This is a genomic window from Sphingobium sp. RS1, assembly GCF_056156825.1.
In genome coordinates, this window is record NZ_JBLZXE010000002.1 from 1,750,956 (window position 1) to 1,764,095 (window position 13,140).

The following is a 13,140-nucleotide window of genomic DNA, read 5'->3' on the forward strand; positions in this document are numbered from 1 at the left end:
AATTAACGATGACAAGTGAATCACGAAACGCCGATCGCGACGCCGCCACCGATGCCCTGTTCAAGGCCCTGTCCGACGGCACCCGCCGCGCCCTGCTGGAAACGCTGGTGCGGGAAGGCGAGCAGAATGTGCAGGCGCTCACCCAAGTTTCGGGCGTATCGCAGCCCATGGTGTCCCGCCATCTTGCCAAGCTCAAACGTGCCGGTCTCGTGACCGCCCGCCGCGCCGGCCGCGAAACCTGGTATGCGGCGCGGGTGAAGGGGCTTGGCCCCGTCATTCAATGGATGGCGATCCATGGCGCCTTATGGTCACAGCGCTTTTCCGCGCTGGAAGGCTTAAGCGGCTGAGACGAGGTCGCGGCGCGGTTCGGCGCGCGGACCGGGTCAATTGCCGTCGGCGTCGACCGTGAAGACCATGGGCTTGCCCCGCGAGGCAGGTTCCCATCCGGCCGCCAGGGCGGCGCGCACGCCGCGCGTGATGATCGCGTCGTTGATCTGTAGGCGACCGGGCTTCAATCCCTTCAGCAATCGCTTGGGTGGCGGGAATTCCAGCAGGGCGCCCCGCTGCATATCCTTCTGCAACAGCGCGACGGTCATGCCCTGCCAGCCGTCGAAATCGCTGAAATGCGGTTCCCGGCGGAGTTCCCATTCATATTTGATACCGTCGACATCGACGGTCCCGGCCAGAGTGTTCACATGCTGCATGGCCGCGCCCTTAGCATAATATGGCCCCTGCACCATGGCCGATCTTGCCGCCTGATGCGCGTGATCCGCATGGGAGCGGAAAGCGGCAGCCGCTATCAGCGACAATAGCCTTCCTGCGCCTTCACCACGATCAGGCAGTCGCTCTTGCCGGCCAGATATTTGAATCCCGTCTCGTCGCCAGTGCCCGGCCGGATCGCCAGATCCTTGCCATCGCGCACGAAGCGGATCGTCGTCCCTTCCGCCACGCCGGGATAATCGCCCTGCCGGTCCAGATTATCCTTGTTGGTCAAGGCATAATGACCCGGCTTTCCGTCCGGCGACGGCTGAATGTCCAGAAACAGCCCCTCCGGCCCGGTCCATTTGCCGACCCAGTCATCCGTGGGCAGGCGCGCGTCGGCGCTCTGGTTGCCGGCCTGATTATCGATCGGGGCCGCGTCGCTTTCATCGAACGTCTCGACCGAGGCGACATTGGCCATATTGTTGGCCGCCACTTCATTACCTTCATTCTCGGCGCTTTTGGCACACCCGGCCAGCAGCACGGGCAGCAACAGAAGCGGGGAAAGGGCGCGCATCATCCGTCAGTCTCCTTCTTGTCCCGATCACAACCACCGGACATCCCGTTATGATCCCTCGAACAGGCGCCGCAGCATAGACGATCTCTTGCCAGCCGCCGCGTCCGCGCGCAAAGACGCATGGGGGGAATGACGATGAACGACAAAATTGGAGAGCGCGCCGGCGCGACCAGGCCCAGAGCGCGTTTCGTGCGCGAAGCGGCCGATGTCCGGCGTCAGGCACTGATAGACGCGACGGCCCGCTGCCTCGCCGAAAAGGGCGTAGGCGGCACTTCGGTCCGTGCCATCTGCGCGCGGGCGGGCGTCTCGTCCGGCCTGCTCACCCATTATTTCGACGGTGTCGATGCGCTGATCCTGGCAACCTATGCCGATGTCGGTGCGCGCGTATCCGCTGCACTGGACGCCGCGATCGAGGCAGCGGGCGACGATCCGCGCGACCGGCTGCGCGCCTGCCTCCAGGCCAATTTCCGCGAGCCGATCCTGGACCCGGACCTGCTCGCCACCTGGATCGCCTTCTGGAGCCTGGTGAAGTCGGACCCGCAGATCGCGGCGGTCCATGCCGACGTCTATGGCGCCACCCGCGCCCAGATGGAGGCGCTGTTGCAGGCCGCCGCTCCCACCCTTTCGCCTTCGCAGACGCGGATAGCGGCGATCAGCCTGACCGCGCTGGTGGACGGGCTATGGCTCGAACTCTGCCTTGATCGATCGACTTTCTCACCGGAAGAGGCGCAGGCCATGGTCGAGGATGCAATGTTGAAAGTCTTGCATATTTAAGGCTATGCGATCGATCAGTGAGACAGGCTGTAATCGCTTTTCTCACTTAACACATCCGAGAAAAGCAATTTCCCCCGAATCGACCGCATCCCTACATGGGTCTTCGCAACCGCAATATTCTCAAGCAGGAAAAGGAAGCCCATGGCTCTCATCAACACCCCGCTCGCGCCGTTCACGGCCACCGCTTACAAGGAAGGCAAGTTCGTCGACGTCACTGACGCCGACGTAAAGGGCAAGTGGGCCGTCTTCTTCTTCTATCCCGCCGACTTCACCTTCGTCTGCCCGACCGAGCTGGAAGATCTGGCCGACATCTACCCGACCCTTCAGGGCATGGGCGTGGAAGTCTATTCGGTGTCGACCGACACCCATTTCTGCCACAAGGCCTGGCACGACACCTCGCCGGCGATCGGCAAGATCAACTATTACATGCTGGGTGACCAGAACCACCAGCTGTCGAACCAGTTCGGCGTGCTGCGTGAAGGCGTCGGCCTGGCCGACCGTGGCACCTTCGTGCTCGATCCCGAAGGCGTGATCCAGCTGGTCGAAATCACCCCCGAGGGCGTGGGCCGCAATGCTGCCGAACTGCTCCGCAAGGTGAAGGCGCTCCAGTATTGGGCCAGCCATCCGGGCGAAGTCTGCCCCGCCAAGTGGGAAGAAGGTGAAGCCACCCTCGCCCCGTCGCTGGATCTGGTCGGCAAGATCTAAAAAAGACCTGCAAAGGCACCTGCCGGACCGGGTCGAGCATCAGGCTCCCCGGCCCGGCGGGGTTTTATACCGAAATTCATCGCTGTCTTTCTTGCCGGGCCTTCGGGTCGCACCATCCCGGCGACGAGAGCTTTTGTTTTTCGCATCAGGTTGTCGGAAAACCGGTTCCCACTTTTCCGCCCGATGCGTGCGTGCCCCGCAGCGGCGCGCCAACCATGGAGTAGCACAAGATGTTGGACGCAAATCTCAAGGGCCAGTTGAAGGCCTATATGGCGAACATCACGCAGCCCATCGAGCTGGTGGCGTCGCTGGACGATGGCGCGAAGTCGCGTGAAATGAACGAATTGCTGGGCGAGATTGCGGAGCTGTCCGACAAGGTCAGCCTGACCACCGGTGCTGACAAGCGCAAGCCGAGCTTCATGATCCGCCGCGTCGGCACGGATATCGGCGTGACCTTTGCCGGCCTGCCGATGGGGCATGAATTCACCTCGCTGGTGCTGGCGCTGTTGCAGGTCGGCGGTCATCCGTCGAAGGCCGCGCAGGATCTGATCCAGCAGGTGAAGGAGCTGGACGGCGATTTCGCGTTCGAAACCTATTTCTCTCTGTCGTGCCAGAATTGCCCGGACGTGGTGCAGGCGCTCAATCTGATGAGCGTGCTCAACCCCCGGATCAGTCATGTCGCGATCGACGGCGGCCTGTTCAAGGACGAGGTCGAAGCGCGCAAGATCATGGCGGTGCCGACCGTGTTCCTGAACGGCGAACCCTTCGGTCAGGGCCGGATGGAACTGGAGCAGATCGTCGCGAAGATCGACAGCGGCGCTGAAGCCAAGGCGGCCGAAAAGATCCGCAAGCAGGACCCGTTCGAAGTGCTGGTGATCGGCGGCGGCCCTGCCGGCGCGGCGGCGGCCATCTATTCGGCGCGCAAGGGCATTCGTACCGGGGTCGCGGCGGAACGCTTCGGCGGTCAGGTGCTCGACACGATGGATATCGAAAATTTCATCTCGGTTTCGCGGACTGAAGGGCCGAAGCTGGTGTCGGCGCTGGAGGCGCACGTCAAGGATTATGACGTTGAGATCATGAACCTGCAAAAGGCGGCCAAGCTGATCCCGGCCAGGAACGAGGGCGGCTATCATGAGGTCGTGCTGGACAATGGCGCATCGCTGAAGGGGCGCACCATCATCCTGTCGACCGGCGCGCGCTGGCGGCAGATGGGCGTGCCGGGCGAGGACGAGTATCGCAACAAGGGCGTGGCCTATTGCCCGCATTGCGATGGTCCGCTGTTCAAGGGCAAGCGCGTGGCGGTGATCGGCGGCGGCAATAGCGGCGTCGAAGCGGCCATCGACCTGGCCGGGATCGTCGCCCATGTGACGCTGATCGAATATGACGGCCAGTTGCGCGCCGACGCCGTGTTGCAGCGCAAGCTCGCCAGCCTGCCGAACGTGAAGATCATCACATCGGCGCTGACCACCAAGGTGGACGGCAATGGCGAGCGGGTCACCGGCCTGTCCTACAAGGACCGCAACCATGGCACCGAGCATGATGTCGAACTGGAAGGCATTTTCGTCCAGATCGGGCTCGTCCCCAACACCGAATGGCTGAAGGACGCGATCGCCCTCTCCCCGCGTGGCGAGATCGAGATCGACGCGCGTGGCGAAACCAGCCAGCCGGGCATCTTCGCGGCAGGCGACTGCACGACCGTGCCCTACAAGCAGATCGTGATCGCCATGGGTGCAGGATCGACGGCGGCGCTGTCCGCCTTTGATTACCTCATCCGCTTGCCGGCGAGCGAGGAAACGGCACAGGCCGCGTAACGGAACAACCCTGAGCGGGGTTTTACGAAGAAGGCCGGTCCGGTAACGGGTCGGCCTTTTTGCTCGGCGCGGTTTCGGGCAGCGCGATCAATACTGGCAATACGCACAGCGCTACGATCGCGATCATGGCGCCGGGCGCGGCGGCCCAGCCGCTTCCCTCCACCAGCCTGTGCGCCAGCCAGGGCGTCAGTCCACCAAACAGCGCGGTGGCGCTGGTCGCACCGAAGGCAAGGCCGCTGAGCCGCCCCTCGCCCGGAAACTGTTCCGCCGTCGCTACCGCCCCGACCGCGCTCACCGCCCCGCCAAGGCAGGCCAGCAAGACCGCGCCCGCAAGCGCCAGACCAAAGCCCCCGCGCATCATCAGGAACAGCAGCACCGGCAGCAGGATGCCCGCGATCGCCAGCACGACCAGCACCGGCCTGCGCCCGATCCGGTCGGTCAGCAAGCCGGTCAGCGGCGTAATCAGGATGACCGCCAGTGCCGCCAGCGTCGACAGCCACAGGGCATCCGCCTCCCCGGTCGTGCCCATGGCGGACAGGAAGGACGGCACATAGGTGATGCCGACATAATAGGTGATCGACCCCAGCGCCGAGATCGCAAAGCCACGACCGATGGCGGCGCGATGATGGCGCAGGCTGTGGCGCAGGGGCGATTGCGGCGTGGTCGCTTGCGCCTGTTGCCGCAGGAAATCTGGCGATTCCTGCATAGTGGAGCGCGCGAGCAGGATGATTCCGGCCAGCGCCGCGCCGGTGAAAAAGGGGATGCGCCATCCCCATGCCGCCAACGACGCCTCGTCCAGCGACGCCACCGTGAGCGCGGATACGCCTGCCGCCAGCAGCGCGCCCACTTCGCTGGCCGCCGACGCCAGCGATGTGATGAACCCGCGCCGTTCCGCCCGTGCCCCCTCCAGCAGATAGGCAACCACGCCAGTATATTCGCCGCCGACGGAGAAGGCCATCAGGCAGCGCAGGCCGATCATCATCCAGCCCGCCGCCGGGCCGACCTGTGCATGGGTCGGCAACAGGGCCGTCGCCAGCATCGCGGCGGTCATCAGTCCCATCGACAGGATCATGGTCGGCCGCCGTCCGTAGCGATCGCCGATATGGCCAAAGACGACCGCGCCGATCGGCCGCATCAGATAGGCGACGGCAAAGCCCGCCAGCGCATCCCCGAGGCCAACCGCCCCGCCGCCAAAGAAGACCCGCGACAACACCGTCGCGAAATAGAGATAGAGGGTGAAATCATACCATTCGACGACGGTGGAGAGCGCCGCGACCGCAAGGGATCGGGTGGGCAACGGCCGGTTCATCCTGCGATCGCCCTGCATCGGCTCTCCACGGCGGACATGGCTGTCCTGTAACTTCCCTTCAGGATGAAGGAACAACTGCGTGAAGGAAAGCCCACGCCTTCCCGCACGACGCCTCCAACGCCCGGCACCCCGGTCCAGCCCCCGGCAAATGTAATAAAGTGTAACCTTGCGGAAATCGTTGCTAACGACTCGCAATGGATATTGCACAAAGTGGAAATCATTCGCATTAGCGACCTCGATAAATATCCAGGGAGCCACCATGCAGAATCCATCCAGACCCGATCGTATGTCGAAGCGGACGCCGACCTTCCTCGCGCTAAGCTGCGTCGGCATCGTCTCCATGCCGCTGGCCGCCGCCGCGCAGGACCAGGCCGCCAGCAGCGGCCAGAAGCTGGGATCGGTGACCGTCACCGACACCGCGATCGACGAGCAGGGCTATAAGGTCGACAAGCCTTCCTCCCCCAAATATACCGCGCCGCTGGTGGACACGCCCAAGAGCGTCACCGTCATCCCGGCCCAGCTTATCAAGGACACCGCTGCCGCTTCGCTGACCGAAGCGCTGCGGACCGTGCCGGGCATTACGCTGGGCGCAGGCGAAGGCGGCAACCCGCTGGGCGATCGCCCCTTCATCCGCGGCTTCGACAGCCAGGCCAGCACCTATCTGGACGGCGTGCGCGACGTCGGCGCGCAAAGCCGCGAAGTCTTCGCGGTCGAACAGATCGAAGTGGTCAAGGGATCGGACAGCAGCATGGGCGGACGCGGCAATGCCGGCGGATCGCTCAACCTGGTCACCAAGGTGCCGACCGCCGACCGGTTCGTCGCGGCCACCGGCGCGCTGGGCAATGCCGATTACAAGCGCGCGACGATCGACATCAACCAGCCGATCAACGATTTCGTCGGTCTGCGCCTTAATGCCATGTGGCATGACCAGGATGTCGCCGGTCGCGACGCGATCTGGCAGAAGCGCTGGGGCGTCGCGCCCTCGATCAAGCTCGGCCTTAACGACCCGACCAGCCTGACCGTCAGCTATTATCATCTCGAAACCGACGAACTGCCGGATTCGGGCATACCCTATCTCTACACCATCGCCAATGCGCCCAGTGGCGTGACCGAAACCGGTCCGGCGCGCAATTTCACCACGGCGTCCGGCACCAAGATCTCGGTCCCGCGCAGCGCCTATTACGGCCTTGCCGATCGCGATTTCCGCAAGACCAATGTCGACAACCTCACCTTCCGCTTCGAGCATCAGTTCGACGGCGGCATCACCCTGCGCAACACCAGCCGCTATGGGACCAGCAAGCAGGGCTATGTCTGGACCCAGCCCGACGACAGCCAGGGCAATGTCGTCAATGGTCAGGTCTGGCGCCGCATCAACAGCCGCTACAGCGAAACCTGGGGCATGCTGAACCAGACCGACCTGTCGGGCGAATTCACGGTCGGCGGCGTGAAGAACAGCTTTGCCGCCAGCGTCGAGTTCAGTCAGGAAGTGGCCTGGAACGGCAGCTATGTGTCCAACGCGGCGACCGGAACGGCAATCGCCACCGGCACCACCGCGACCGGCGGCCGGTGCGGCGCGGATTCGATCGCGCGTTACAATTGCACCAGCCTGACCGATCCCAACCCCTATGACCCGTGGGTCAGCTATGCCAGCGACGCGTCCACCGTGGTTTCGCCAATCACGCTAAGCGCCCGCAAGACCTGGACGAAGTCGGCCACCACCACCAAGGCGGCGTCCTTCTTCGACACGATCAGCTTCAGCGACGCGCTGCTGCTGAACATTGGCGGTCGCTATGATCGCTATGAGACGACCGTGACGCCGGGCATCACCGCGACATCGACGGCCAACCGCGTCAGCTATGACCGCACCGACGATCTGTGGACCTATAATGCCGGTCTGGTCTTCAAGCCGGCGGCCAATGGCAGCATCTACATCTCGACCGCAACCGCCGCGACCCCGCCCGGCGCTTTCCTTGCGAACGGTACGGAAAGCAATGCGCTCAACACCACGTCGCAGGCGCTGACCGATGCGCTGAAGGTCGAAAAGACCCGTTCCTATGAAATCGGCACCAAGTGGAACCTGCTGAACGACAGCCTGGCGCTGACGCTGGCGGCGTTCCGCACCGAAACGAAAAATGCCCGTGCGACCGATGCCAACGGCCTCGTCACCTTCATTGGCGAACGGCGGATCGACGGCATCGAATTCAGCTTCAACGGCAATATCACGCCGGAATGGAATGTCTTTGGCGGTTACACCTTCATGGATTCCGAAATCGTCGATGGCGGCTATACCGCGACGACCGTGTCGGGCGTGACGCTCTATGCCCCCGCAGCGACCACCGGCCGCCGCTTCCCCAATACGCCCAAGCATAGCCTGACCGCCTTCACCAATTACAAGGTGACGCCCGCCTTCACCGTGGGCGGCGGCGCAATGTATATGGGCAAAGTCTATGGCGGCTATGCGGACACGCGTACCATCACCGACGGCGCGGTCGTCATCACCAAGCAGCTGGCCCGCATGGTGCCTAGCTACTGGCGCTTCGACGGCAATGCGTCCTACGCCTTCAGCGATGCGATCCAGTTGCAAGTCAATGTGCAGAATGTCCTGAACAAGCGCTATTATGACAAGGCCTACAGTTCGCATTATGCGAACCAGGCGGCGGGGCGTACCGCGATCGCCACGCTCAGCGTCAAATATTGACGATCGGGAAGGGGGCTGCGTCATGCAGCCCCTTTTTCCATGGCGCCTGCTTCAGGGACGCGACAGGCGCAGACCGAAAATCGCCGGATCGACTTCCAGCATCGGCACGCCATCGGGCCGGGTTTGCGCTGGTATCGGCGACGGGATCATGCCCGCCCGCCCCCGCGCCGGTCCGAACGTCACCACCGTGCTGCCCGGATCGCCCAGCACCAGCGGATCGAGCTTCAGCGCCGCGTTGAGCCGCGCCTGCGTCACTTCCACCAGCGTCCCGATCTTCGTCAGCGCGAACAGGTCGCGCGCAAACGCATAGGGCAGGCGGATGCAGCCATGGCTGGCGGGATAGCCCGGATTATGCCCGGCATGGAGAGCAATCCCGTCCCAGGTCAGCCGCTGCATATAGGGCATGGGCGCATTGCTGTAGAGGTTGGAGCGATGCCATTGCCGCTTTTGCAGGATGGGATAGTCGCCGGTCGGGGTGCGATGCCCCTTCATGCCGGTGGACACGCTGGCCAGCCCGATCAGCTGGTCGCCGCTGTAAACGTGGATCGTCTGCCTTTCGATGCTGATGACCATGTAGATCGGCCCATCCCACGGACCCTGCCCCAGCCAGCGATAACCGCCCGGCGCCAGGCCGCCCTCCTCCGCCGCGCGCGCCGGGTCGGGCGCGCCCGCCGTCGTCAGCAACGAGAGGCTCAGCAGGCTCGCCAGGGCAAGGGGACGCAGCAGGGACCGGGGCCGGACAGAAGGCATAATGCTTTCTTAACCATGATCTTCGCCAGCGCCAGTCCGGCGTCGCCCTCCCCTACCTTGCCGGTCCCATCGCGGGACATGGCGCGGTGGAGGGCGGCGCGAACACCTCGCAATAAAATGATAGAAATGGCGGGATAAAGGAATAAAATGTTTCACAGCCGCGTTGCAGTCTGTAGAGGGGCGCGATCATTGCTTTAAGGATTCCGAGTCATGCCTGCCTATCGTTCCCGCACCACCACCCATGGCCGCAACATGGCGGGCGCCCGTGGCCTCTGGCGCGCGACCGGCATGAAGGACGAGGATTTCGGCAAGCCGATCATCGCGATTGCCAACAGCTTCACCCAGTTCGTGCCGGGCCATGTCCACCTCAAGGATCTGGGCCAGCTGGTCGCGCGCGAGATCGAGGCGGCGGGCGGCGTCGCCAAGGAATTCAACACCATCGCGGTCGATGACGGCATCGCCATGGGCCATGGCGGCATGCTCTATTCGCTGCCCAGCCGCGACCTGATCGCCGACAGCGTCGAATATATGGTCAACGCCCATTGCGCCGACGCGATTGTGTGCATCTCCAACTGCGACAAGATCACGCCTGGCATGCTGATGGCCGCGATGCGCCTGAACATCCCCGTCGTCTTCGTGTCCGGCGGGCCGATGGAAGCGGGCAAGACCGTGGTGCGCGGCAAGAAGGTGGCGCTCGACCTGGTCGACGCCATGGTCGTCGCCGCCGACGAAAGCTATACCGACGAGGAAGTGCAGACGATCGAGCGTTCGGCCTGCCCCACCTGCGGCAGTTGTTCAGGCATGTTCACCGCCAATTCGATGAACTGCCTGACCGAGGCTTTGGGCCTGTCGCTGCCTGGCAATGGTTCGACGCTGGCCACCCATTCGGACCGCGAGCGTCTGTTCCGAGAGGCCGGCCATCTGATCGTCGACATCACCAAACGCTATTATGAGCAGGATGACGAGAGCGTCCTGCCGCGCAGCATCGCCAATTTCGCGGCGTTCGAAAATGCGATGAGCCTGGACATCGCCATGGGCGGGTCGTCCAACACGGTGCTGCATCTGCTCGCCGCCGCGTTTGAGGGCGGCATCGACTTCACCATGGCCGATATCGACCGGCTGTCGCGCCGGGTTCCCTGCCTGTGCAAGGTCGCGCCGGCCAAGAATGACGTCCATATGGAGGATGTCCACCGCGCCGGCGGCATCATGGCGATCCTGGGCGAACTGGAGCGCGGCGGCCTGATCGACGCCAGCCTGCCGACCGTCCACAGCCGCACCATGGGCGACGCGCTGGCCCGCTGGGATATCGGCCGCACCAATAGCGAAGAGGTCCGAAACTTCTATCGCGCGGCGCCCGGCGGCGTGCCGACGCAGGTGGCGTTCAGCCAGTCGGCCCGCTGGGAGGAACTGGACAGCGACCGCGAACATGGCGTGATCCGTTCGGTCGAGCATGCCTTTTCCAAGGATGGTGGCATCGCCGTCCTCTCCGGCAATCTGGCGCCCGAAGGCTGCATCGTGAAGACCGCCGGCGTGGACGAAAGCATCCTCGTCTTCCATGGCACAGCGCGCGTCTATGAAAGCCAGGACGCGGCGGTCGCGGGCATATTGGGCAATGAGGTGAAAGCGAACGACGTCGTCATCATCCGCTATGAAGGGCCCAAGGGCGGACCGGGCATGCAGGAAATGCTCTACCCGACCAGCTACCTGAAGTCGAAGGGGCTGGGCAAAGCCTGCGCACTCATCACCGACGGGCGTTTCTCCGGCGGCACGTCGGGCCTGTCGATCGGCCATGTTTCGCCCGAGGCAGCCGAGGGCGGGTTGATCGCGCTGGTGGAGACGGGCGATCCGATCGTCATCGACATCCCGGCCCGCGTCATCAAGGTCGATCTGGACGACGCCATCCTCGATGCTCGCCGCGCCGAGATGGAAGCGCGCGGGGCGAAGGCGTGGAAGCCCTTCGGCCGCAAGCGCGAAGTGTCCCCCGCCCTGCGCGCCTATGCCGCGATGACCACCAACGCCGCCAAGGGCGCGGTGCGCGACGTCAGCCAGATCGAGCGCTAAAGCGTGATGAGGTCCGTTTAAGCGACATTCACCCGTTCGGTTCAGGCCTGGTCGAGAAACGGGAAGCGCAGTGCCAGAGCATTTTCGAAGCAGATGGCATCATCTGCTGGCTCGGAGCCGCAAGGCCAGCGCAGCTAAAATGCGGAAAAAAACAAATAGAGCATGATCCGATTCAGTTTGAACGGATCATGCTCTAGCCGCTTCTCGACTTCGCTCGAAGCGAAGGGTTCAGCATGCTCATTCCTCCGGGGCGATCACCACCCGGAGGCCGTCGAGCGTCGCGTCGAGCGGTATCTGGCAGGATAGCCGGCTGTCGGCGCGGCGCGCATCGCTGCTGCCGAGCAGGTCATTTCATCCTCGCTCATCGGTGGCAGCGCATCCGAGGCGACGTAGGCAAGGCAGGTGGCGCAGGAGCAGCAGCCACCGCACAACGCCATGAGTTCGTCCAGCCCCTTGTCGCGCAGCCGCTCTTCCATCCGCGCGCGATAGCGGCCGCTGACGCGACCGATCCAGTAAAAGGCCCATGTCCGATAGGTGAAGCCTTCGCTGGCCGCCATGGGCGTCTGGTCGGGGGCAATCGTCATGGAACGGCTTCTTGGAAGCTATGCCTGCCGTCCGTAGGGCGACCGATCCATCGTTGCAAATTCAATTCACCCCAGCGCAGTGAATCGAATATTCATTTTGCAAACCGCATGGCAGTTGGCTCGAACAGATGATTTGACCTCGAAATTACGGCGATTCAAGAAAGTCATCCGGCCAGACATGCTCGCTGGCGAGCGGCGGCGGCGCGTCGCAACAGGCACAATTTTTGCCGTCGTTGCAAAACTGTTGAGCCCTATTTCTGGCAAGCAACGATGGTCGCGATTACCGCCAGCGTCTCCTGGGGGTCGCGCACGCGTACCGTATCCAGCCCAAGCGTCTTGGCCGGATAATCATTGCCGCCGGGGAAGATCGCGTCGCCGATGAACATCATCGCATCGAGCGCTATACCGCTGGCGTCCCGCAACTTCTTCAGCCCATAGGCCTTGTCCACGCCTTCGCGCGTGATGTCGATCGAGGTCGCACCGCCCATGTTGATCGACAGGCCCGGCAGGCGCTGGCGCAGGTCGGCCTGGATGATCTTGCGCTTGGCGAAATCCGGATCCCAGCCTTCCTTGGCATGGATCGGCGCCTGCTGCCCCAGCGCCGAAAAGGTGATCTGGCTGCCACGATCCTCGATCCGTTCCCCCCAGGTCTGCTGGGGCACGAAACCGGTCGCCTCCAGCGCTGCATCGAACGCCGCCAGGATCGCAGCCTTCTGCGCATCGTCGAACAGTTCGGCATAGACAGGCGACCAGCCATCAACGCCATGCGTGTAGAGCTTGGTGCCGGTTGTCGGCATCAGCCACAGTCGGGAGCGATCGGCATGTGCGGGCAGCCGGCTCGCCACCTGCTTTTCAAATTGTGGCCAGTCCCCGCCGGAAATGACCGCTACATGCGCCACCGCCAGCAGATCAGCCAGCGCCGTACCCATCGCGTCGCCCAGCGGCTGCTTGCTCTCCGCCAATGTTCCGTCCAGGTCGAACGCAATCAGTTGCTTCATTCCAGTCCCAATCCCGGCCCCGTTCGCGGCCATATCCATGATGTAAGGCTGCGCTAGCGCCTGCCCGCCCGCCGGGCAATGCAGGCCATGGACGATTTGGGTTAGGATATGCTGAAACCGGACATCAGCCTGGCAGGAAACGACTTGCCGCAGCGATGAACGAACCTAAGACGG

At 63.6% G+C, this 13,140-nt stretch carries 11 protein-coding genes and 1 pseudogene; 6 read left to right on the top strand and 6 right to left on the bottom strand.

Annotated features, from left to right (window positions below; translation table 11 throughout):
• Positions 1-8: 8 nt before the first annotated feature.
• A complete protein-coding gene (locus ACNHGR_RS10110; protein ID WP_184266943.1) occupies positions 9-347 on the top strand; it encodes a metalloregulator ArsR/SmtB family transcription factor in 339 nt (112 codons plus the stop codon).
• Between the two features lie 36 nt (positions 348-383).
• Here the strand turns inward: ACNHGR_RS10110 and ACNHGR_RS10115 are convergent, their stop codons facing one another.
• Together ACNHGR_RS10115 and ACNHGR_RS10120 are read right to left on the bottom strand one after the other, a co-directional pair.
• Positions 384-740 carry a hypothetical protein gene (locus ACNHGR_RS10115; protein WP_475285828.1) on the bottom strand — a complete coding sequence of 119 codons (357 nt, stop codon included), beginning with the start codon at positions 738-740 and terminating at the stop codon, positions 384-386.
• A gap of 59 nt (positions 741-799) precedes the next feature.
• Entirely contained in the window at positions 800-1,276 is a 477-nt protein-coding gene (locus ACNHGR_RS10120; RefSeq protein WP_475288389.1) for a hypothetical protein, read from the bottom strand.
• Between the two features lie 135 nt (positions 1,277-1,411).
• Here ACNHGR_RS10120 and betI point away from each other — a divergent pair, with 135 nt between their 5' ends.
• The 3 genes from betI to ahpF all read left to right on the top strand — a co-directional run bounded on the left by betI (position 1,412) and on the right by ahpF (position 4,566).
• The gene (gene betI / locus ACNHGR_RS10125; protein ID WP_475285830.1) at positions 1,412-2,050 is read left to right on the top strand and encodes a transcriptional regulator BetI; all 639 of its coding nucleotides are present in this window, start codon (positions 1,412-1,414) and stop codon (positions 2,048-2,050) included.
• A gap of 141 nt (positions 2,051-2,191) precedes the next feature.
• Positions 2,192-2,755, top strand: a complete 564-nt coding sequence (ahpC, locus tag ACNHGR_RS10130; protein WP_184266949.1) for an alkyl hydroperoxide reductase subunit C — start codon at positions 2,192-2,194, stop codon at positions 2,753-2,755.
• 230 nt (positions 2,756-2,985) lie between these two features.
• Positions 2,986-4,566: an alkyl hydroperoxide reductase subunit F gene (gene ahpF / locus ACNHGR_RS10135; protein WP_475285832.1), complete on the top strand. Its 1,581-nt coding sequence runs from the start codon at positions 2,986-2,988 to the stop codon at positions 4,564-4,566.
• A 22-nt stretch (positions 4,567-4,588) separates the two neighbouring features.
• Here ahpF and ACNHGR_RS10140 read toward each other — a convergent pair whose 3' ends face one another.
• A complete protein-coding gene (locus tag ACNHGR_RS10140) occupies positions 4,589-5,875 on the bottom strand; it encodes an MFS transporter (protein ID WP_475285834.1) in 1,287 nt (428 codons plus the stop codon).
• A 259-nt stretch (positions 5,876-6,134) separates the two neighbouring features.
• Here ACNHGR_RS10140 and ACNHGR_RS10145 point away from each other — a divergent pair, with 259 nt between their 5' ends.
• Entirely contained in the window at positions 6,135-8,573 is a 2,439-nt protein-coding gene (locus ACNHGR_RS10145) for a TonB-dependent receptor (protein ID WP_475285836.1), read from the top strand.
• Positions 8,574-8,624: 51 nt separating this feature from the next.
• Here ACNHGR_RS10145 and ACNHGR_RS10150 read toward each other — a convergent pair whose 3' ends face one another.
• A complete protein-coding gene (locus tag ACNHGR_RS10150; RefSeq protein WP_475285838.1) occupies positions 8,625-9,323 on the bottom strand; it encodes a L,D-transpeptidase family protein in 699 nt (232 codons plus the stop codon).
• A 210-nt stretch (positions 9,324-9,533) separates the two neighbouring features.
• Here ACNHGR_RS10150 and ilvD point away from each other — a divergent pair, with 210 nt between their 5' ends.
• The gene (ilvD, locus tag ACNHGR_RS10155; RefSeq protein WP_475285840.1) at positions 9,534-11,384 is read left to right on the top strand and encodes a dihydroxy-acid dehydratase; all 1,851 of its coding nucleotides are present in this window, start codon (positions 9,534-9,536) and stop codon (positions 11,382-11,384) included.
• Positions 11,385-11,621: 237 nt separating this feature from the next.
• Here the strand turns inward: ilvD and ACNHGR_RS10160 are convergent.
• Both ACNHGR_RS10160 and ACNHGR_RS10165 read right to left on the bottom strand, forming a co-directional pair.
• A pseudogene (locus tag ACNHGR_RS10160) lies at positions 11,622-11,941 on the bottom strand (2Fe-2S iron-sulfur cluster-binding family protein).
• Positions 11,942-12,219: 278 nt separating this feature from the next.
• Entirely contained in the window at positions 12,220-12,966 is a 747-nt protein-coding gene (locus tag ACNHGR_RS10165; protein ID WP_475285842.1) for an HAD-IIB family hydrolase, read from the bottom strand.
• Positions 12,967-13,140: the final 174 nt, after the last annotated feature.